General features: G+C 65.3%; 20 protein-coding genes. 6 read left to right on the top strand and 14 right to left on the bottom strand.

All coding sequences use genetic code 11. From position 1 onward, the window contains the following. Window positions 1-16 precede the first annotated feature (16 nt). A complete protein-coding gene (locus N825_RS36590) occupies window positions 17-328 on the bottom strand; it encodes a hypothetical protein (protein WP_051512461.1) in 312 nt (103 codons plus the stop codon). A gap of 142 nt (window positions 329-470) precedes the next feature. Here N825_RS36590 and N825_RS16455 point away from each other — a divergent pair, with 142 nt between their 5' ends. Beyond that, a complete protein-coding gene (locus N825_RS16455) occupies window positions 471-1007 on the top strand; it encodes a hypothetical protein (RefSeq protein ID WP_037454016.1) in 537 nt (178 codons plus the stop codon). A 333-nt stretch (window positions 1008-1340) separates the two neighbouring features. On the opposite strand, the gene N825_RS16450 is transcribed toward N825_RS16455, so the two are convergent. Genes N825_RS16450 through N825_RS16440 form a run of 3 tightly spaced genes read right to left on the bottom strand, consistent with a single transcriptional unit; the run spans window position 1341 to window position 4327 of the window. Beyond that, the gene (locus N825_RS16450; RefSeq protein WP_037454013.1) at window positions 1341-2111 is read right to left on the bottom strand and encodes a hypothetical protein; all 771 of its coding nucleotides are present in this window, start codon (window positions 2109-2111) and stop codon (window positions 1341-1343) included. 40 nt (window positions 2112-2151) lie between these two features. Then, the gene (locus tag N825_RS16445) at window positions 2152-2577 is read right to left on the bottom strand and encodes a DUF350 domain-containing protein (protein WP_037454010.1); all 426 of its coding nucleotides are present in this window, start codon (window positions 2575-2577) and stop codon (window positions 2152-2154) included. 49 nt (window positions 2578-2626) lie between these two features. Continuing rightward, window positions 2627-4327, bottom strand: coding sequence for a DUF2491 family protein (locus N825_RS16440; protein ID WP_051512460.1), 1701 nt, complete (start codon window positions 4325-4327; stop codon window positions 2627-2629). A 239-nt stretch (window positions 4328-4566) separates the two neighbouring features. Between N825_RS16440 and N825_RS16435 the strand changes: the two genes are divergently transcribed. Beyond that, on the top strand, window positions 4567-5238 hold the full coding sequence (locus tag N825_RS16435; protein ID WP_051512459.1) for a TetR/AcrR family transcriptional regulator: 672 nt from the start codon (window positions 4567-4569) through the stop codon (window positions 5236-5238). Here the strand turns inward: N825_RS16435 and surE are convergent. The 3 genes from surE to N825_RS16420 form a co-directional block, all read right to left on the bottom strand. Continuing rightward, entirely contained in the window at window positions 5230-6003 is a 774-nt protein-coding gene (gene surE / locus N825_RS16430; protein WP_037454007.1) for a 5'/3'-nucleotidase SurE, read from the bottom strand. The genes N825_RS16435 and surE overlap by 9 nt on opposite strands. 167 nt (window positions 6004-6170) lie before the next feature. Beyond that, a complete protein-coding gene (locus N825_RS16425) occupies window positions 6171-6413 on the bottom strand; it encodes a hypothetical protein (protein WP_037454004.1) in 243 nt (80 codons plus the stop codon). A gap of 138 nt (window positions 6414-6551) precedes the next feature. Continuing rightward, the gene (locus tag N825_RS16420) at window positions 6552-6761 is read right to left on the bottom strand and encodes a cold-shock protein (protein WP_037454001.1); all 210 of its coding nucleotides are present in this window, start codon (window positions 6759-6761) and stop codon (window positions 6552-6554) included. 407 nt (window positions 6762-7168) lie between these two features. Here N825_RS16420 and N825_RS16415 point away from each other — a divergent pair, with 407 nt between their 5' ends. Continuing rightward, window positions 7169-7846 carry a LuxR C-terminal-related transcriptional regulator gene (locus N825_RS16415; protein WP_037453998.1) on the top strand — a complete coding sequence of 226 codons (678 nt, stop codon included), beginning with the start codon at window positions 7169-7171 and terminating at the stop codon, window positions 7844-7846. A gap of 44 nt (window positions 7847-7890) precedes the next feature. On the opposite strand, the gene N825_RS16410 is transcribed toward N825_RS16415, so the two are convergent. Both N825_RS16410 and N825_RS37920 read right to left on the bottom strand, forming a co-directional pair. Beyond that, window positions 7891-8934: an NADP-dependent oxidoreductase gene (locus N825_RS16410; protein WP_037453996.1), complete on the bottom strand. Its 1044-nt coding sequence runs from the start codon at window positions 8932-8934 to the stop codon at window positions 7891-7893. A 400-nt stretch (window positions 8935-9334) separates the two neighbouring features. Then, window positions 9335-9703 carry a response regulator gene (locus N825_RS37920; protein WP_245613140.1) on the bottom strand — a complete coding sequence of 123 codons (369 nt, stop codon included), beginning with the start codon at window positions 9701-9703 and terminating at the stop codon, window positions 9335-9337. Between the two features lie 240 nt (window positions 9704-9943). Here N825_RS37920 and N825_RS16400 point away from each other — a divergent pair, with 240 nt between their 5' ends. Both N825_RS16400 and N825_RS16395 read left to right on the top strand, forming a co-directional pair. Further along, complete coding sequence (locus N825_RS16400) at window positions 9944-10363, top strand: DUF983 domain-containing protein (protein ID WP_037453989.1); 420 nt, start codon at window positions 9944-9946, stop codon at window positions 10361-10363. A gap of 100 nt (window positions 10364-10463) precedes the next feature. After that, window positions 10464-11873: an aminotransferase-like domain-containing protein gene (locus N825_RS16395; protein WP_037453986.1), complete on the top strand. Its 1410-nt coding sequence runs from the start codon at window positions 10464-10466 to the stop codon at window positions 11871-11873. A gap of 53 nt (window positions 11874-11926) precedes the next feature. Here N825_RS16395 and N825_RS16390 read toward each other — a convergent pair whose 3' ends face one another. After that, window positions 11927-14671: a glycosyltransferase gene (locus N825_RS16390; RefSeq protein ID WP_051512458.1), complete on the bottom strand. Its 2745-nt coding sequence runs from the start codon at window positions 14669-14671 to the stop codon at window positions 11927-11929. A gap of 276 nt (window positions 14672-14947) precedes the next feature. Here N825_RS16390 and pal point away from each other — a divergent pair, with 276 nt between their 5' ends. Continuing rightward, a complete protein-coding gene (gene pal, locus N825_RS16385; RefSeq protein WP_037453984.1) occupies window positions 14948-15535 on the top strand; it encodes a peptidoglycan-associated lipoprotein Pal in 588 nt (195 codons plus the stop codon). Between the two features lie 150 nt (window positions 15536-15685). Here the strand turns inward: pal and N825_RS16380 are convergent, their stop codons facing one another. The 4 genes from N825_RS16380 to N825_RS16365 all read right to left on the bottom strand — a co-directional run bounded on the left by N825_RS16380 (window position 15686) and on the right by N825_RS16365 (window position 19351). Further along, a complete protein-coding gene (locus tag N825_RS16380; RefSeq protein WP_084164791.1) occupies window positions 15686-15979 on the bottom strand; it encodes a ferredoxin family protein in 294 nt (97 codons plus the stop codon). Beyond that, window positions 15976-17277: an FAD-dependent monooxygenase gene (locus N825_RS16375; RefSeq protein ID WP_037453981.1), complete on the bottom strand. Its 1302-nt coding sequence runs from the start codon at window positions 17275-17277 to the stop codon at window positions 15976-15978. The genes N825_RS16380 and N825_RS16375 overlap by 4 nt, the downstream gene beginning before the upstream one ends. 24 nt (window positions 17278-17301) lie before the next feature. Continuing rightward, window positions 17302-18405 (bottom strand): electron transfer flavoprotein subunit alpha/FixB family protein, encoded by a 1104-nt coding sequence (locus N825_RS16370; RefSeq protein ID WP_037453978.1) that lies wholly within the window; start codon window positions 18403-18405, stop codon window positions 17302-17304. Window positions 18406-18520: 115 nt separating this feature from the next. Next, on the bottom strand, window positions 18521-19351 hold the full coding sequence (locus N825_RS16365) for an electron transfer flavoprotein subunit beta/FixA family protein (RefSeq protein ID WP_037453976.1): 831 nt from the start codon (window positions 19349-19351) through the stop codon (window positions 18521-18523). Window positions 19352-19397: the final 46 nt, after the last annotated feature.

The raw sequence follows: 19397 nt of genomic DNA, 5'->3' as shown, positions 1-19397 counted from the left end.
GCGTCCAAGGCCGAGTTCAGGGCAAGCCGCCGATGCCGCCCAGCGTGCCGGCCTTGGTGCCGGTCGAATCCGGGTCCTCGTCGTCACCATAGGGCTTGCCGTTGGCGTCAAGGGTCGGTGAGGCGCCCTCCGCCATCCGCCGCTCCTTGCCGGTCCTCATCGCCTCGTCCGGTTCGGCGTTGAGTTCGCCCACGGAAGCGGACTCGCCTTTTTCATCGGCCAGATGGTTGGCGTCACGCTCCATGATCACGTCGGTCCGGCTGCGGATGTCCTGGGGACGCTCGCCCACCGGCTTGTCACGCTGTTCGCGGGCTTCACGGTCGTTCATGTCCTAGTCCTTGATCGTTGTGATCCTGGACAGACAACAGCGCGGAGGCCGGACCGTCGCGCGGGCCCCTTCTCCAAGCGCAAACCGTGTATGATCGTACGAAGACGATGATGACGTGACGGACGGCGAGGGAGCGACTGCCATGACATCCGAACAAGCCTGGACGAAACCGAGATCCTTCTGGCTCGCCACCGGCGCGCTGGCGCTGTGCCTCCTCACGGCACCCGCCACCACCCAGGCGTCCGAGCGGGCCAACGGCGTCACGCTCGATCCGCCCACCGGCTGGTCGCGGTCGCAGGAGGGCCAAAACGTCGTCTACCGCAAGGACGCGTGCAGCCTGTCGGTGCTGGCGCCGAGAGCCTTGGGCGACGAACGGCCCGTGCCGTTCTTTCAGCAGACCTGGAGTTCGGTGAAGGGTCCGTTGCGGATACTCAAGGAACAGCCCCCGGCACAGTTGCGCACGGGCGACGGGTCGGTCGGCCGCATCGCCACGGCCGTGGTCGATTCCGGTGCCGACGAACGCGTCGTGGCGGTCTTCATGGCGAGCGACGCGACCACCGCGCACTTCATCGTGTTCACGGGGGAGGCGCCGAATTGCGAGGCCCATTTGGCGACGGCCGAGCAGTCCATGCGCAGCGTCAGCCTCAACGGCAGGGGCTCCGCGCCCAAGGCGATGTGATTGCTAGGAGATATTTCGCGGGTACGCGACCATCGGCCCGGTCCCATGCGCGGATGGGGCCAAGCCGATGGCTACGGAGAGGCCGGAAACCGGCGTCATCTGCGTGACCTCCCCAGAGGCTGCCATTCTTCCTTGATGCTCTGGTAACCGAGCTTGGAAAGATCTTACATTCAAACAAACGTATGAGTCAATCACCAGCAGCGGGCTTCCCCCACTGGGTATCCGGAATGGCGGTGCTTGGAAACGCCTTGGTGACGCCGAAACGAAAAAGCGCGGCGATGGGTTCGCTCCCATCGCCGCGCTTTTCAAAACCACCCCACCGATGACGGGAGCCTATTTCCGGGCGCGGATGGCGGCCAACCGGTCCGACAGGGCGACCGGAGCCGGCGACTGCCCGGACGCGAGACGCAGGGCCTCGGCGATGTTCGGGTCGTCCTCCTCCGGCTTGGTAGGCTTCAGCAGCTTCGCCTTGGCGGATGCGGCATCCGCCGAAGCCAGATCGCGCGCCGCCGAGTCCTGCATAGACTTCAGCGCGACGCTGAGGCCGCTGGTGGCGCTCGCCAAGCCCGCCGCCTGACGGGCGGCCTCGGCCCGGCGCTCGGCGGCGTCGCGCTGCTGCTGGGCACGCGACATGTCCCGCTGGGCGCGCTCCAGATCGCCGCGGGCGCGCTTCAGCTTGGCGCCTGCGTCGGCGTAGGTCTGCTCCAGCATCTGGACGAAGTCCTTGGCGTCGGTCGCCTCGGATTCCTCGCGCTCGATCTCGGGCGCCATCTCCTCCAGCATGTTGACCAAGGTGGCCAAGCTCTTCTCGAGGGCCGCCTTGCGGCCGGGATCGGTCTCGGCGGCGGCCTGCCTCTCGATCTGCTCGGCGGCGGCGAGGCGCTGGCGCGACAGGGAGTTGATCGCGTCGGCCTCCTTCTTCTCCCGCTCATAGGTGGCGCGGGCATGGGCGACCTGGAGGCCCAGATCGTCCAGATGCTGTTCCATAGTGCGCAGTTCGGCCTCCGTGGCGGCCTGCGGATCCCAGCGAACCAGAGCCTCGACACTGGCCTGTACGGCGCGGTCGGTCTTTACACCAACGAGGTTGCGAATGAACGAGATCATCTTCGGCTCCTTGCCAAGTAGGTCAGTGCGGATTTAGGCATCATCCCGCCATCGCGCCAGCGTTCAGGATGCCAATTCCGATTTGAATTCCAGCCAATGTCAGGGCGGCGGCGACGTTGCCACCCTCGATCATCGGCCGCATGTCGCGGAACATCAGCGTCGCGATGCCGAAGGCGGCCAGTTGCAGCACCAGGGCGATCAAGCCCCAGATCACGATATCTAGCAGCACGAAGCTCGTCACCAGCGTGGCGCCCAGCGGGATGGCGAAGGCTATGATGGTGCCGCCATAGACGATGCCGGCGGCGATGTTGCCGCCCCGCACGAGGTTCCGCTCGTTGAACGGTGTGATGGCGGTGTAGCAGGTGACGCCCAGGGCCAGCAGCAGCAGGGTCACCACGAAGTGCAGCAGCAGGATGGGCAGACCCTGGCCAAGGCTGCTGAGGACGTTGCCGAATTCGGTTTCCATGGAGTGTCCGTGCTTCTTTGGTGGCGGGCTTGGTGGAACTGGAGCTGGATCAGGCGAGTGACAGCGTGGCGGGATTGACGTCGATGCCGGCGTGGATCTCCACCCAGGCCTGCCCCCCCTGCTCCACCGCCGAGACCATGATGTACTCGGTCGGCGGCGCCGGATCGGCGGCCCCGGTGGGGGCGGCGTAGAGCATCGTGTTGAGCGTCCTGACGGTCACACCCTTCACGTCGGTGCCGTTCTCGTACAGGGTGTGCGGCTTGACGCGCGACGCTCCGGGCGTCCAGGCGCGGGGATACACCTTGCCGTCCTTGGTCTGGAACTCCGGCCAGCCGATCATTCCCTCCGCCGGGTCGAGCCAGAAGCTCCACTCGTCCTCGCTACCGGGATGGATCTCGTCCAGCAGCGAGAAGAACCGGCACTCGTCGGGTTGGCCGGCGGTGTTCAGATGGATCTGGAAGAAGCCCTTCTCCTCGGGCAGGTAGAGACGATGCAGGGTCGCGGCGCCGTCGCTGACGGTCGAGACCGTGGCGACGCTCGTCAGCATGTTGTCGCCCGACACCTCGGCCGGTGCCGCGACCTTGGTCGCCCCGGACGCCAGGATGAACGGCGTCGGGTCCAGCGTCAGCGTCATGCCGACCCGGAACAGGGACGGCGTGTAGGTTTCGCCGGACAGTTTCTGTCGCAGGATGTTGCCCGCTGTCCTCAGATTGCTCATGGAGCCACTCCCTCCGGATCGGGCGGGCCGGGCGCCCTGTTGCTTGCGCCACAGCCAGACCAGGAAAACCACGCCACCGACCACCAGGATGATCGCGACGACACCGAAACCGCCGGAGACATCCCCCGTCCCGGTCGACGAATCGGTGGTGTTGGCAGCATCGGCCAGCGCCACGTCGCGCGGCGTGTCGGGCGGCAGGTAATTGGGGTCGCGCGGCTTGTCCGCCTGCGTCGACAGCGACTGGTCGAGGGTGTTCAGCTTGGATCGCAGATCGGCGTTGTCGGCGGCGAGCCGGTCGGCCTCGGCGCGCCATTGCTGGTAGCCGGGATCGTTCTGCTGATTGTGGAAGAAGTCCGTGTAGCCTGGCCGGGTGAGGTTATCGAGCATGAACCACAGGAACAGCCCATCCCAGATCCCAAATCGCGGTGCGGAGCGATAGGCGTAGGGTGGCGCCGACCAGCCGCGCGCTCCGGTCCAGCTTCCGAACCCGCCGCCGCCATAGCCGCGGTTTCCATAGCTTCCGCCGCTGGAACCCCAGCCACCCGAACCCCAGCCACCCGTGCCGCGGCGCTGGCTGCCATAGTCGTAACCGCCTTGGTCACGACCAGGGGTGCCATAACTTGGTGCCGAGGGGGCCGCCGCCGGTGGTTGCTGCTGCTGCCGGTACCGGCCAAGCGCGTCGCCGCTGGACTGCCGCGACATCGCCCTGTCGCCCGCCGACGGCGCCGCCGGCGCATAGGAGCTTCCGCCGCCCGAGGTGGAGGGGCGGCCATAGCCGCCGCTGGAGCCCCGGTTGGTCGACGGCGTGCGGGTGACGCCACCCGACCCGAAGGACGGCGTGCGGGAATAGCCGCCGGAGCTGGGACGGGAATAACCACCGGAAGACCGCCCCGACCGGGAGCGGGCCTCCGCGTGGTCGGCGCCGATCCTGATTTCCAGCGGGCCGCCAGCGGGCCAGCGCTCCAGTGTCGGGGCGCCGGCCAGGACCAGCGCGGCGCCGAGCGCCGCCACCTTGAGCCATCGCCAATTCATGTGCAGAAGCCAATCCTCCCGAACGGTTCGCGCCCCTCTTGGCGGGCGGCGATACCGTCAACATCTCGCACAGGGTTTTAACTCCACGCGACCCAGGCCGGGAAGTCCCTTTCTAGCCCGCGCATCGGGATTACCGCCGCCAAGCGTTCGCGCCGCCCAAGATGGCTTCAAGGGTCGAACATTGATTGAAGCGAGCGTATGCATTATATTGGAACAGCGTTTGAAACAGGGACTGGATCATGAGCGGGGCTGAAACCAAGGAGATCATCCTGGACACGGCGGAGCGGTTGTTCGCCGAACGCAGCTTCGCCAGCGTGTCCCTGCGGGAGATCACGGCCGCAGCCGGCGTCAACCTGGCCGCCGTCAACTATCACTTCGGATCCAAGGACGCCCTGCTGCTCGCCGTGTTCAGGCGCCGGGCGACCGATCTGAACCGCGAGCGGATCACCCTGCTGAAGGAGGCAGAGGCCCGCGCTGGCGACCATCCTGTTCCACTGCGCGAGATCCTCGCCGCCTTGCTGTCGCCGCCGATCCGCTGGACCCGGCAAAGGACCAGCGGCCTGTCCGTGTTCATCCAGTTCATGGCGCGGGTGCGGACGGATGGCACGCCGGAGATGCGGAAGCTGATGGACAAGGATGTCGGCCACATACACCGCTTCGTGGTGCCCACGTTCCGCACCCTGCCCCACCTGCCCAAGGACGAGATCTACTGGAGGCTGCACTTCACCCTGGCGCTGATGCATTACACCATAACCGATTTGGGGCGACTCGAGGCGATCTCCGGCGGTCTGTGCGACTTGGACGACACCGACGCACTGATCGAGCGGATGATCGACTTCGCGGTGGCTGGTTTCGGCCAGCCGGTCCAGGGCGGCGCAGCCCTGGAGGTGCTGGAGGCGGTCTCAGGCTAGGGTCTGCCGCAGCGACGTCATGGCGTCCATGTCGGTCCGGTCGAACTTGAGCGGCGTCACGGCGACGGCGCCGCGCTTGAGCGCCGCAACGTCGGTGTCCGGCGCCAATGCGCGGCGTTCCCGCATGAAGCGGAGCCAGTAGTAAGACTTCTCGCGCGTGTCCTCGCGCTGCTCGATCCCGATGCGCAGGATCCCGCCCTCGCCCTGGCGCGCCGCCTCCATGCCGCTGACCCGGTCCGGCTCGACATCCGGAAAATTGACGTTGTAGCAGAGATCGCCCGGCCAGCCACCCGCCGTCAGGCTTCGGATCACGGTCGGCGCCCAGTGGGTCGCCGTCGCCCACGGCACGTTCTTCCGCTCCCGATAGGACTGGCTCAGCGCGATACCGGGAATCCCCAGGAACAACGCGGTCATGGCCCCCGCCACCGTGCCGGAGTAGGCCACGTCGTCGCCCAGATTGGCGCCCGCGTTGATCCCGGACAGCACGAGGTCCGGCTTTTGGTCCGCCATCAGATGCTGGACACCCATCAGGATGCAATCGGCCGGGGTGCCGTTGACACTGTAGCGGAGAGGACCGCGTTCGCGGACGCGGATCGGCTGGTGCAGGCTGATCGAATTGGCGGTGCCGCTCTGGTCGTGCTCGGGCGCCACGACCCAGACCTCGCGCGCCAAGGTCGCCGCGACCTCCTCCAGGATGTTCAGCCCCGGTTCGCCGATTCCGTCATCATTGGTCAATAGAACGCGGTTGAACGGACGATCCGTCATGTGTCTTTTCCTTCACACGGGAATTGGCACGTGGGCTGTTCCGGATCACGCTGAAGGCGAAAACGCATGCGGACCGGGGTGGCCGATACCAGCCCCCGGATCGTTCAGTCGCGGACTTTCAGCGGGACGGCACCCCCGCCAGTTCAGGATTCAGGTGGTGTCGAGTCTCAGGAGGCGACCTTCTTGACGGCGCGCTTGCGAACTGGAGTCGGCTTGGCGGCGTCGGAGGCTTTCTTCGCGGCCACCTTGGCTTCGCGGCGGTTGGCGAGTTCCTGTTCGAGCGCCGGCATCAACGCGGTGGCGGCCTTCTTTTGCGCCGTCGTGCCGACCTGCAGCAGGCGGGAGGCATTGCCATTCAACGTGTCGAGGGCGCTGTCCGTCATACCGGGAAGCTTCGTGGTGAGATCCATGGTGGAAAGCTCCCTTGATTTACCGACTGGCGTCAGGCGAGCCGAGTGTGACCCAGCGGGATCCGACCCGAATGGCCGGCGCCTGACGCGGAATGATCATCCAAAACAAAATGGGCGGCCGAAGCCGCCCATCCCGCCTTAGAGAGCGCGGAGACTTTCCGCCGAACTCTTGCCACGACGCGGGTCGCGAACGATCTCGTAGGAAAGCTTCTGGCCTTCCTGGAGGCCGCTGAGACCGGCGCGCTCGACGGCCGAAATGTGGACGAAAACGTCCTGGGTGCCATCGTCAGGCTGAATGAAACCAAAACCCTTGGTGCTATTGAACCATTTCACGGTGCCAGTGGACATATGTCTCTCCCAAGCTGGCGTTGCCCCGCGCAATATCGCGAAGGGGCATCGAGGTGACTGAGGGTAGACCCGCACCGGCACGGAGGACGGTAGACGTGGAAGACCAGAACAGCATCGACACCTCTAATGTGGGACGGGAACACACCATAAGCAAGACGCGATTTCGCCATAAGCGCGAGCCGAAGGGGATTCCTCCGGGCACCATCCGCGCAAAATAACGGCAAGTTCTTCTGTCTATTCCTCACCAAAAGATATTCTTCAACAACTTTAACTTATGCATGTACTTTTGAGTTAACTCATAATGACAGTAACCCTAAATAGGCGGCGAAAAGGCCTAATTTTTCCACTTTCATCCTGGCGTCTTGAGGTAAGTTGGGATGGTCCCATGTATACCTCTGAGGAACCCAATGCCCCCTGTGCAGGTCCTTTTGATCGACCACAACAAACTGTTTCGTGAAGGACTGAAGCTCCTTCTGAGCGGTGACGAATTCGACATCACCGGCGAGGCGCAGACCGTCGCGGAAGGCGTGACGCTGGTCCAGGCCGGATTGAAGGTCCAGCTCGTCCTGCTTGACATGACCTGGAACAGCGACACCGAAACCGAGACCCTGCGCACGCTGCGCGATATGATGCCCGATGGGCGGATCGTGCTGCTGGCGGCCGACATGGATCCGCAGCGGTTGATCGCGGCGCTGGCGGCCGGCGCCGATGGCTGCCTGATGAAGGACCTTTCGGCCGACGCGCTGATCCAGTCGCTCCGGCTGGTCATGATGGGCGAGAAGGTGTTCCCGACCCACTTGGCCGCCTTGCTGATCAGTGGCCGGATCAACACCAGCGCGTTGGACATGCCCAGTGCCCGCAAGGGCCTGTCCCAGCGTGAGGTTCAGATCGTCCGCTGCCTGTTGAACGGCGATAGCAACAAAGTCGTCGCCAACCACCTGAACATCACGGAAGCGACCGTGAAGGTTCACCTGAAGAGCTTGCTGCGCAAGATCAACGCGACCAATCGTACCCAGGCCGCGATTTGGGCGCTCAATAATGGTTTCGCCAACGAGCCGTCCCAACCCGCCAGCAAGGCGGGCTGAGGGTAGGCTTCAGCGGTCACACCATATGTGGCACAGGGGTGGGATCAATCCTGGCTGAACCGGACCAATTGCTTTCCGCGATTGGCTCCGGCCAGCATGCCGATGAAGGCGTCGGGTGCCGACTCGATGCCTTTCGCGACATCCTCCTTGAAGATGACGCGTTTTTCGCGCAGCCAACCGGCCATGGTCTGGCGGAATTCCTCGGTGCGGTGGGCGTGGTCGTAGACCAGGAATCCCTCCATCCGAGCCCGCTTGACCAGAAGCTGGCGCATCCAGCGCAAGCCGATATCGGGCTTCTCCAATTCGTTGTAGACGGAGATCGTCCCACAGATGATCACGCGGCCGTGCTGGGCGATGTTGCTCAAGGCGGCGTCGTGCACGACCCCGCCGACATTGTCGAAGAACACGTTGATCCCGTCTGGGCAAAGCCCCGCGACCTCGCGCGACAACGTGTCGAAATCCTTGGCGACCCCATCGGAGTTCCTATAGTTGAGGACGGCGTCGAAGCCGAGCTCGTCCCGGACATAGGCGATCTTATCGTCCGAACCGGCGATGCCCACGACCCTGCAGCCGCGAATCTTCGCGATCTGCCCGACCACCTGCCCCACGGCTCCGGACGCCGCCGACACCAGGACGGTCTGGCCTGGCTGCGGTTCCCCCAGATAAAGTAGGGCGCAGTAGGCCGTCATCCCCGGCATCCCGAGAACTCCCAGGTAATGCGAGGCCGGTGCCAGATTGGTGTCGATGCGGGTGATCCTTTCGCCGGGGACCAGCCCATATTCCTGCCAGCCTGTATGCGCCATCACCGTGTCGCCGGTACGCCAGCCGGCATGGCGCGACGCCACGACCCGCCCGACCGTCTCACCGGGCATGACACCACCGATCCGCACCGGCTCGGCGTAGGATTTCATGGCGCTCATCCGGCCCCGCATGTAGGGGTCGAGCGATAGGAAGTGGTTCCGGATCAGGACTTCGCCTTCCGCGGGCTCGGCGACCGGCACCCGCTCGATCTTGAAGTCGCTCGCCACGGGAGCCCGGTTGACGGGCCGCTCCGCGAGCAGCACGCGTGTGTTTTGACCTTCGGACATCTCGGTCCCTCCCCCTCGCGGATTTCTTGGACGCGCTTTCAAATGAAGCGTTGGATTGGATTTACAACCGGGATGTCTGTCGAACAGTCCGGTTGAGACTTGGACCGCAACCTAGTACCCGGAGGGGCGATCGACAAGCGCCCGGCTATCCGCTCCAGAGGGCCGCCCCGAGGGCTGCCACCAGCACCGGATCCGCAAAAAAGAAAGGCCGCCCGAAGGCGGCCTGGAGTCTAGGGAGGAAACGCCCAAGAAAGGCGTCACAGCATCTCTGCTGCACTGCGAAAATGACGCTTAACCGATTACGTTTCAATACAAATCGTCGGTCCGCGGATCTGCGTTTCCAAATTCGCGCATCACCTCGGGACCCTATCCATCTTCGATGCCCGTCTCCCCCGTCCGGTCAGGCCCGCCGTGTTGGGCGCTGATCCTCCAGGAGTTCACCGAGGCGGGCCAACAGGATGCGCGGGCTGACCGGTTTGGAGAGTAGCACCGTGGAGACCGTTCCTAGATGAACCTGACCGGCGTATCCGGTCACGACGACGGCCGGCAGGTCGGGGCGGCGCTCACGAAGCTTCTCCAGGAGCTCCCGGCCCCCCATGCGAGGCATCGTCAGATCGGTTACCAAGGCTTCCGCGGGATCTCGGGCATCGGCCTCCAGTGCCTCGATACCGTCGCGTGCGACCGTCACCCTATGTCCTTCAACTTCCAACGCGTCTTGAAACATCAGCGCGATCAAAGCCTCATCTTCGGCTAAAAGCACATGCGCCACTCTGACCAAACCCCCTGGTGCTCAAATCTTGCCAAATCTTCCGACTGGATTGCGAGAAATCTTGAACACTCATCGGTTCGTGTTGTTCCGGGTCGTCGACATCTGGCTTTTGGTGGACAAGACCCCTGTGTCATTTCAGCCATCGCGATAGGACAAGGCTGCGTGGCGATAAGAACATTGTATGGATTATTGTTTTGCCTACATTGTGTCGTAAGGATCCCTACACTTGATGGACCAAAGATGGACCCCCGATACGAAAACCTCGGCAAGACGTCGTTCGAGCTGGGTGCGCGCGGCCTGTGCCCCCGGTGTGGCAAAGGCCATATCTTCGACGGCTTCCTGACGCTGGCGCGCCGATGCGAGGTTTGCGGCCTGGATTATTCCTTCGCCGATCCCGCCGATGGACCAGCCTTCTTCGCGATGTCGATCGTCAGCTTTCCCCTGGTCGGATTCGCGGCTTGGCTGGAATTGGCGTTCCAAGCGCCGATTTGGGTTCACCTGATCACCACGCTGCCACTGCTGGTGATATCGTGCATGGCGCTGCTCCGACCCTTGAAGGGCTGGCTGGTCTGCTCGCAGTATATCAACAAGGCCAGCGAGGCGCGCCTCTCCAGCCATCGGGGCATCGATCCGGAGGACGACGGCGGAGGCGATCGGTAAAATCCGAGGATCGGCTTGCCGCCCGGCACAAAGAACCCTACACTCCCTACAATCCGAGATCACACGACGCCACGGCCAATTCCGGGGTGAGGAGTGCCGCTTGAGGGAAGAGCCCGCCGCCATCTCCTGGACGCCCGATCTCTCCGGCTCCTCAGGTCCGATCTATCTCGCCCTCGCCGCCGCGATCCAGTCGGACATACAGATCGGCGCTTTGAACCCGGGTGATCGCCTACCCACCCACCGGGCGCTGGCCGCCACCCTGGGCCTGGACCTGACGACGGTGACGCGCGCCTATGGGGAGGCGAGGCGCCGGGGACTGATCGACGCCGCGGTCGGACGCGGCACCTTCGTGCGGGATGTCGGCCGCGGACGGCGCGATGCCGAGGTGGCACCCGTCGAGGTCGATCTGTCGATGAACCTCCCGCCCCTACCGGCGGCATCGGATATCCCGACACTGCTGTCCCGAACCCTGGCGACCGTTCTACGAAGGGGCGATGCCGCCCAGATGCTCAACTACCATCCGAGTGGCGGTGGAGCCGACGACAGGGCGGCGGCCGTCCAATGGCTGACCCCGCTGCTGGGCGACCTGCCGCCGTCCCGCGCGCTGGTCGCCGCGGGCGGACAGGCGATCCTGACGGCCCTGCTGACGACGCTGGCGCCCGCTGGGAGCGTCATCCTGACCGAGGCCTTCACCTATCCCGGACTGCGCGCCGTGGCGGCGCAACTGGGCCTGACGCTGGAGGGCCTGCCCCTCGATGGCCAGGGCCTGATCCCCGAAGCGCTCGACGCCGCCTGCGCCCGCTTCAGCCCGACCGCCCTCTACACGATCCCGACGATCCAGAACCCGACCACCGCGACCATGTCACCGGAACGCCGCGATGCGGTCGCCACGGTGGCGCGCCGCCATGGGCTGACGGTGATCGAGGACGACGCATATGGCATGTCTCCGACCGTTCCGCCGCCGCCCATCGCCACGCTGATCCCGGAACTCACCTGGTATATCGGGACCGTGTCCAAATCGCTGCTGCCGGCGCTCCGCGTCGCGTATCTGGTGGCTCCCGACGAACGGCGCGCCACCCGGATGCGGGCGGCGCTACGGGCGGTCAGCCAGATGGCGCCGCCGCTCTCGGCCGCCGTGGTCGCCCGCTGGATCCGTGACGGCACGGCGCACCGCATCCTGGACGAGATCAGGCGGGAGGCGGCGGCACGCCAAAGCCTGGCCGCCGCCGTGCTGCCGGCCGGAACCTTCGCCGCCCACCCACAGGGGCATCACCTGTGGCTATCCTTGCCACAGGGCTGGAGTGCCACAGCGTTCGCGACACAGGCTCGCCGATTCGGTCTGGCGCTGGTGCCGGACAGCGCCTTCGCCGTGGCCCCCGCGACCGCGCCGAACCCGGCGGTCAGGCTTTCGCTGGGAGCGGCGCGCGACATCGATCATCTGGCGCCCGCGTTGGAGAGGATCGCGTCGCTGATGGATGAAGACGCCGATGTCCCGCCGGAGATCGTCTGATCTCCGGCGGGACGCTGGCATTCACAGGACTTGGAACGTCCTGAGCGGCGCGATCAACCGCCAGCGGCATCCGCCGCCAGCGTACCGGTCGGCTGCGGCACCGTCAGGGGCACGGTGACCGGCTCCGGCACCGCCGCGACGATCTCCGCCACCTTCTCGCGGATGGGCATCAGGTCGCTCGCGGCCAGCAAGGCCGCCACCATGTTCGGCACCGCCATCACCGCCAGCAGGATCGTCCACAGGGTCAGCGAGACCGTTCCCGCATGGTTCAGCACGACCGCGATCACGCAAGCGACCACCAGCAACCCGCTCAGGATCGCCTCCGGCATCGCCGGGTACTTCGTGGCCTTCTTGCGCTTGCCCTTCGAGGTCACTTTGAAGGGCTCATGCTTGGTGAAAAGGCCCTTCAGCACGGCGGCGCCGACGGTATAATTCAGGCTCATGCCCAGCAGCGAGGTGCCAAGCGTCTCGCCCCAGCCATGACGCGAGGCGAACTTGGTCAGCGCCATGCTGGCCAGGGCCCGCAGCATCAGCGCCGCGATCGCGATGGCCGTCACCTCCGGTGGCGGCAGGTGGAGCGGCAGGACGGTCGCCAGGAAGGTCCAGGAGATGGCGCCGGCCGCCGCGACCAAGCCCAGCGCGTCCGACCACCAGCGCGCCCAGCCCGACCAGAAATGCAGCTTCTGCGAAGCGTTCAGGCCTTTGGCGCCCGGCAGCAACGTCTTGATGTGGGCCTTCATGATCTGCACCGAGCCGTAGGCCCAGCGATGCCGCTGCTGGCGGAAATCCTTGAAGCTGTCCGGCGTGATGCCGGCGCCCAGGCGCTCCGTCGTGTAGTGCTGCTTCCAGCCCTGCTCCAGCAGCGTCAGACCCAGCTCGGTGTCCTCGACGATGCACCATTCCGACCAGCCGCCGACGCCTTCCAGCGCCGACCGGCGCACCATGATCATGGTGCCGTGGGCGATCAGGGCGTTATCCTCGTTGCGCTCGACCATGCCGCTGTCGAAGAACGCGCGGTACTCCGCCGCCATCATCCGCTTCAGCAACGACTGGTCGCCGTCGCGGTGCTCCTGCGGAGCCTGGACCAGGCCGACCGCCGGGTCCGAGAAGGCCGGGGCCAGACGGCTCAGCCAGAGCGGCGACACCGCGTAGTCGGCGTCGAGCACGGCGATGATCTCCGCCTCGTCGGCGGTGATCGCGAGGGCCCGATTGAGGGCGCCCGCCTTGAAGCCCGTGATCGGGTTGAAGTTGGCGAACTTGAAGACCGTTCGGCCGAGCCGCTCGTTCAGGGTGCGGCAATACTCCTCGACCGGCGTGATCAGGCTGACATCGTCGGTGTTGTTGATCGCGACCACGACCTCGAACGCGCGGTACTCCTGGGCGGCGAGGCTGTCGAGCGTCGCGTTCAGCATCGCCGGATCCTCGTTCCGGGCGGCGATGTGGACCGACACCATCGGCTCGCGCACGGCGATGCCGGCACTCCGCAGCAGGGACGCGGCACCTTCCGCCGGCAACAGCCGGGTCGGGCGGCGGCCCAGCAGGGTGCGGGTCATCTCGTCCAGATCGGCGAGCGCCAGGACCAGCAGGATGCCGCCCAACGCCAAGCCGCTGCACCACATGATCACCGTCCCGGGCGTCGGATAGACGCCGATGGCGGCGAGCACCGCCCAAGCGGTCATGCCGGCCGAACCATGCGCGGCGATCGACCACAGCAGCGTCTGGAGCACGGTCGCGCGGCGGCGGAACAGGGCCGGCAGCGACAGCAGCAAGCCCGCCAGCACCGACACGACACCGACGACATAGGCCTCCGGCTTGGGATCGACCGCGCCGTGGAGCTGCCACTTGGGCTGGCGATCGGCGTCGAGAACGCCCCAGAACGGACCGGGGCTGCCCTCGATCGCGGTCTTCCACGGCTGGTCGAACGCCTCGATCACGTTGTATTCGACACCCATCCGCTTGGCGTCCTGGGCGAATTCACGGATGATGCGGGCCTGCTCGGGGCGCGACGCGTGGGCGTCGCCGAAATTGTCGCCGTCCGACGGCCAGCCGATTTCACCGATCCAGATCGGCTTACCCGGATAGGCCTGCCGGATCCGCTTGATCTTGTCCATCGCGTAGGGCAGCGCGCCGGAACTGTCGAGCTTCTCCCAGTACGGCAGTGTGTGGATGCCGACGAAATCCGACACGGCCACTGTCTTCGGCGCGGTCAGCAGCTCGGACCAGGTATCCGACGTTCCCACCGGGATACGCCGGGGCACCCGGGACCGCACCTCGGCGATGTAGGCGGCCAAGCTCTCGTCGGTCTGATCGGCGCGCAGCAGCGACTCGTTGCCGACCACGACGCGCACGACGTTGGGCGTCGCCCGCGCGATCGAGACCGCCTGATCGATTTCCTGGCGGTTGTGCTCCGGGTCGGCGTTCAGCCAGATGCCTAGGCTCACCTTCAGTCCCATGCGCGCGGCTATGCCGGGCGCGCGGTCCTGCCCATCCGAAACCGTATAGGTCCGGATGCCGTCGGCCACGCCGTTGATCGCGGCCATGTCCCTGCGGATATCGGCCACCGACACGTGGTGGTCGTCCTCGGGGCTGAAGTCGCGGCCCGACGGGCTGTACGACACCGATTGAAGGCGACTCGGCGACGCCGCCACATCGACCGGCGCGGTCTTATCGCGCCAAATGCCGAGGTGAGTCATCGCCGTGCCGGCGACGACAGCCAACATGAGGGTCAGGGAAAGGATCGTCCGCCGGGGCGGACTGCGTTTGTCCACCGCCGTTGAGCCGGTGGTAAGGATCGACATGGCCGTTTTCTGGGGGTGAGTGGTTGAGCGGGGAGCTACTCAGGATAGGGTGATGTGTCGGCTACTTAGCCAAATCCCATTTTGCCGTCACAATACCTAAAGACACTCTAATCGAGTTTGCGCAGATGGGTATGTGACAGCTATCACTTGGGCACGATGTCGCATGGTGTTGGGTACGGGACGTCCGTCTCGGGACGATTTCCTTAACTATTTGGTAGCCATGTTGACCTATGTGTGTGCGTATGAGTCTAGGCCAGTCGTCATAAAGGGTATGCAATGCGGTTGAAGCTAATCGGAATCGTGGGCGCGCTGCTCGTCTTGACGGCCTGCGAGACGGCGCCGATGGATGCCTCCAGCAATAGCGGCATGGGTGCGGCGAGGGGCGGCGTTGGCAATGGCTACGGCGCCGGCGGTCCCGGGGGAGTCGGTGTCGGAGGCGCTGGTGGCGTGGGCTCCGGTGGGGCGGCGGGCCTGTCGGGTTCCCGCAACGGCGCTGGCGGCGTCATCCCCGGCTCGCAGCAGGATCTCGCCAACAATGTCGGCGACCGGGTGTTCTTCGGCTACGATCAGACTGATCTCAGCACCGAGGCTCGAACGACGCTGGAGCGGCAGGCGGCTTGGCTCAAGCAATTCGGCAACGTCACGGTGACGGTCGAGGGCCATTCCGACGAGCGGGGTACCCGGGAATACAACCTCGCCCTGGGTGACCGCCGCGCCAACTCCGTCAAGAACTACCTGGTGACGCAGGGCGTGGCGCCCAACCGAATCGCGACGTTGAGCTATGGCAAGGAGCGCCCCGCGATCGGCGCGTCCGGTGATCAGGCCTGGGCCCAGAACCGCCGCGGTGTCACGGTCGTCAACTGAGTGGTTGTCAACCGAGGGATGGCGACTCGGCGATCCTTCCAAGCCGGCCGGTATCCATCAAGTCGGCATCCATCAAGCCAGTGGTCACGAGAAAGGGCTCCGGGAGCGAACCTCCCGGAGCCCTTTCTCCTTGTCCCCACCAGAATCGCGTCAGCCGAACTTGTAGCTGATGCCGTAGCCACCACGCGGATAGTTCCACGAGACGTTGTCCTGGTCTTGGCAGATCACCCGGCAGGTGCCGCATTCGAGGCAACCGTCCGTCACCAGGCTGACCCCGCCGCCCTCTTCCTTGTTGTAGCAATTGGCCGGGCAGCAGAAGGTGCAGGCCTGATCGCCGCACTCGGTGGCGCAGAGTTCGGGGTTCTTGATCTGGATGTGGGGACGGTTCTCGTCGACGATGTACCGGTTCTGGTACAGCTTCTCTTCAACCTTGATCACGCTCATCGGAAAGCCCTCGCCAGCTTGAATGCGTCACCGACCAGCCCAAGGACCGAACGCCGCTTGGCGAAGGACTTGAAGATCTGGTTCTCCTTGGATTTCTTGTCGACGCCATCCACGGTGAAGAGGTTGTGGGCGGCACCATTGAGAAGGTCCGGATAGGCGTTGAAGAACTGGGGAGACATATGCATGATCTCCGGCAGGTTCTTGTACTTCTTCAAGTCCTTCATGACGAAGCTGTCGTCGAGCTTCTTCTTGTAGAGCGCGAGATTGGCCGCGACTGGGGCCTTGCCCTGGCGCTTCAGCTCGATCAGCGTCTCGGCGGCGAACCGGCCGCTGGTCATCGCGAGGTTGGACCCCTCGCGATGCGCCGCGTTGTTCAGGTGGGCGGCGTCGCCGACCACCATCCAACCATCGCCACAGACCTGCGGAACGGCCTTGTAGCCGCCTTCCGGGATCAGGTGACCCGCGTATTCCTTGACCTCGCCGCCCTGGATCAGGGGCTTGATCACGGGATGGTTCTTCAGATCCTCAAGCAGCTTGTAGGGGGAGATGCCCTTGGCCTTGAAGTCGGAGATCAGGCAACCGATGCCGATCGTCAGCGACTCCTTGTTGGTGTACAGGAACGCGGTGCCGACCATGCCGCCGGTGACCTTGCCCATCATCTCGATGACGACACCCTCGTCACCCTTGACCTGGAAGCGCTGCTCGATCAGCGCCGGGTCGATGAAGTGGATCTCCTTGACCGCCAGCGCGGCGTTCTGCGGCTGCAGCTCCTTCTGGAGATCGGAGCGGCGGGCCAGCAACGCGTTGACGCCATCGGCCATGATCACGACGTCGGCGTGGACCTCGCCGTTCTCGCGGTCGGTCCGCACGCCATAGACCTTGCCACTGCCGTCGCGCAGCAACTCGGTCACGGTCGTCTCGCAGATCACGAGGGCGCCGGCTTCCCGAACCTTCTCGTTGAACCACTTGTCGAACTGGGCGCGGATGATCGTGTAGCGGTTCGGACGCTCGCTGTTGAAGCTCTCGGACCGATAGTTGGTGCCGATATAGCTGTCGTCGCCCAGCAGCCAGATGCGCTGCTCGATGATGTGGCGCTCCAGCGGCGCGTCATCCCTGAAGTCGGGGATGATCTTCTCCAAGGCGTCGGCGTACATGATCGCGCCCTGGACATTCTTGGAGCCGGAGTATTCGCCACGCTCGATCTGCAGGATCTTCAGACCACCCTTGGCCAGGGTGTACGCCGCCGAGTTGCCGGAAGGACCGGCGCCGACGACGATGGCATCGAATTTTTCTACCATGTCAGGCACTCCTCTGGCGGGTGGTCAGCTCGCCTTGCGGTTGACCAGCCGGCGCTGGCGGAACTGTTCCGTCAGGGCCGGAAGAATTTGCAGCGCGTCGCCGACGATGCCGTGATGGGCGAAGTCGAAGATGGGCGCGTTCGGATCGGAGTTGATCGCCAGGATCACGTCGGAGTTCTCGCAGCCGACGCGATGCTGAATGGCGCCGGAGATACCGGCGGCGATGTACAGCTTGGGGCGCACCGTCTTGCCGGTCTGGCCGACCTGACGGTCGCTGGTGACCCAGCCCGCCTGGGTGCAGGGCCGCGACGCGCCGACCTCTGCCCCCAGCACCTCCGCCAGATCCCAGACCAGCTTGAAGTTCTCGGCCTTCTGGAGCCCCTTGCCACCCGACACGATGATGTCGGCGAAGGCGAGCTGCGCCTCCTCCTGGTCGCTGTCCGGGATGAAGTCCAGCACCTTGGTGACGAAGATGTCCTCGGCCAGATTGGGAGTCACCTCGACGACGCGGCCAGTGCGGGTGCCGTCGCGCTCGGGCATCTGCATCACGCGCGGCCGGATGGTCGCCATCTGCGGCCGATAGGCCAGCGTCTGGATGGTGCACAGCAGGGTACCGCCGAAGGTCGGGCGGGTGGCCGCCAGGCTGCGGTTCTCGGGGCTGATGTCCAGTTCGGTGCAGTCGGCGGTCAGGCCGGTCAGCAGCGTCGTGGCGATGGCGCCCGCCAGGTCGCGGCCCAGCGTCGAGGCGCCCAGCAGCACGATCTCCGGCTTGAAGGTGTTGACCACGTCGGTCATCACCTTGGAATAGGGCTCCGTCCTGTACTCGGCCAGCGCCGCGTCCAGCACGGTGTAGACCACGTCGGCGCCATAGGCGATGGCCTCGCCCGAGATCTCGTTGATGAAGGGGCCGGGAGCCCCCAGGATCACCGCGCCGACCTCGACACCCAGCTTGTCGGCCAGCTTCCGGGCCTCGCCGAGCAATTCGTACGAGACGGTGTGGACCTTGCCACGCTCCTGCTCGACGATGACCCAGACGCCCTTGTAGGCTTTCAACTCTTCCGACAGTTCGAACTTGCGGCCGCCGGCGGCCTTCTTGGCGGGGGGTGGATTGGCAGGCGCTTGGCTCATGTCGGCCTCACAGTCTCGGGATTGGGTTCAGCGGGCGGTGCGATGGGGACGGGACATCGGACGATCGGAGGGAGTTGGCGGCCTCGTCCGGGCGCCGGACTCCCCGAAGGGATCGTCAGCGGACCAGATCGTTCGCCAGCTTCGGATACGTGGTGAACAGCATGTCGATCGCGGCGGCGGCTTGCGCGGAGGCGCCGCCCTCGGCCTCGATCATCTTGGCCTTCTCGGCGCGCGGCTTCGGCACGAAGACCTTGGACACGACGGTCGGCGAGCCCTTCAGCCCGACCTTGGCCTCGTCGTCGACGCAAGTGTCCTTGTTCCACAGCTTCAGCGGCGTGCGCGCCGCCCGGAACATGTCGTCCATGGTGCCGAAGCGCATGGAGTTGGAGCCTTCCAGCATCGTGATCATCGCCGGCAGCCGGCTCTTGAGCACTTGCACGCCGCCCTCGGACCGGCGCTGGACGGTGATCTCCCGGCTATCCAGGTTCACGTCCTCGATCTTGGCGACGTAGGTCAGCTGCTGCATGTTCATGCGGGTGGCGATGCCTGGCCCGACCTGGGCCGTGTCGCCGTCGATCGTCTGCTTGCCGCAGAACACCAGATCGACCGGCTCCTCCTCGTGCAGCTTGCGGATCGCGGAGGTCAGCGCGTAGGACGTGGCCAGCGTGTCGGATCCGGCGAACTTGCGGTCGGTCAGCAGCACCGCGTCGGTCGCCCCGAAGGACATCGCCTTCCGGAGCGAGGCCTCGGCCATCGGCGGCCCCATCGTCAGCACGGTGACGCGCCCGCCGAACCGATCCTTCAGCCGCAACGCCTCCTCCAGCGAGAACAGGTCGTACGGGTTGATGATCGCCGGCACACCCTGGCGCATGATGGTGTTGGTCACCGGATGGATCCGGATCTGGGCGCTGTCGGGCACCTGCTTGATACAGACGACGATGTGCATCCCGTTATCCTCTCGACTGGGAACCCCGCGGGGCTTGCTCAATTCA

This window comes from Skermanella stibiiresistens SB22, from assembly GCF_000576635.1.
GTDB lineage: Bacteria > Pseudomonadota > Alphaproteobacteria > Azospirillales > Azospirillaceae > Skermanella > Skermanella stibiiresistens.
The sequence above is the reverse complement of the archived record's forward strand: the minus strand, read 5'-3'. Positions and strand labels throughout refer to the sequence as shown.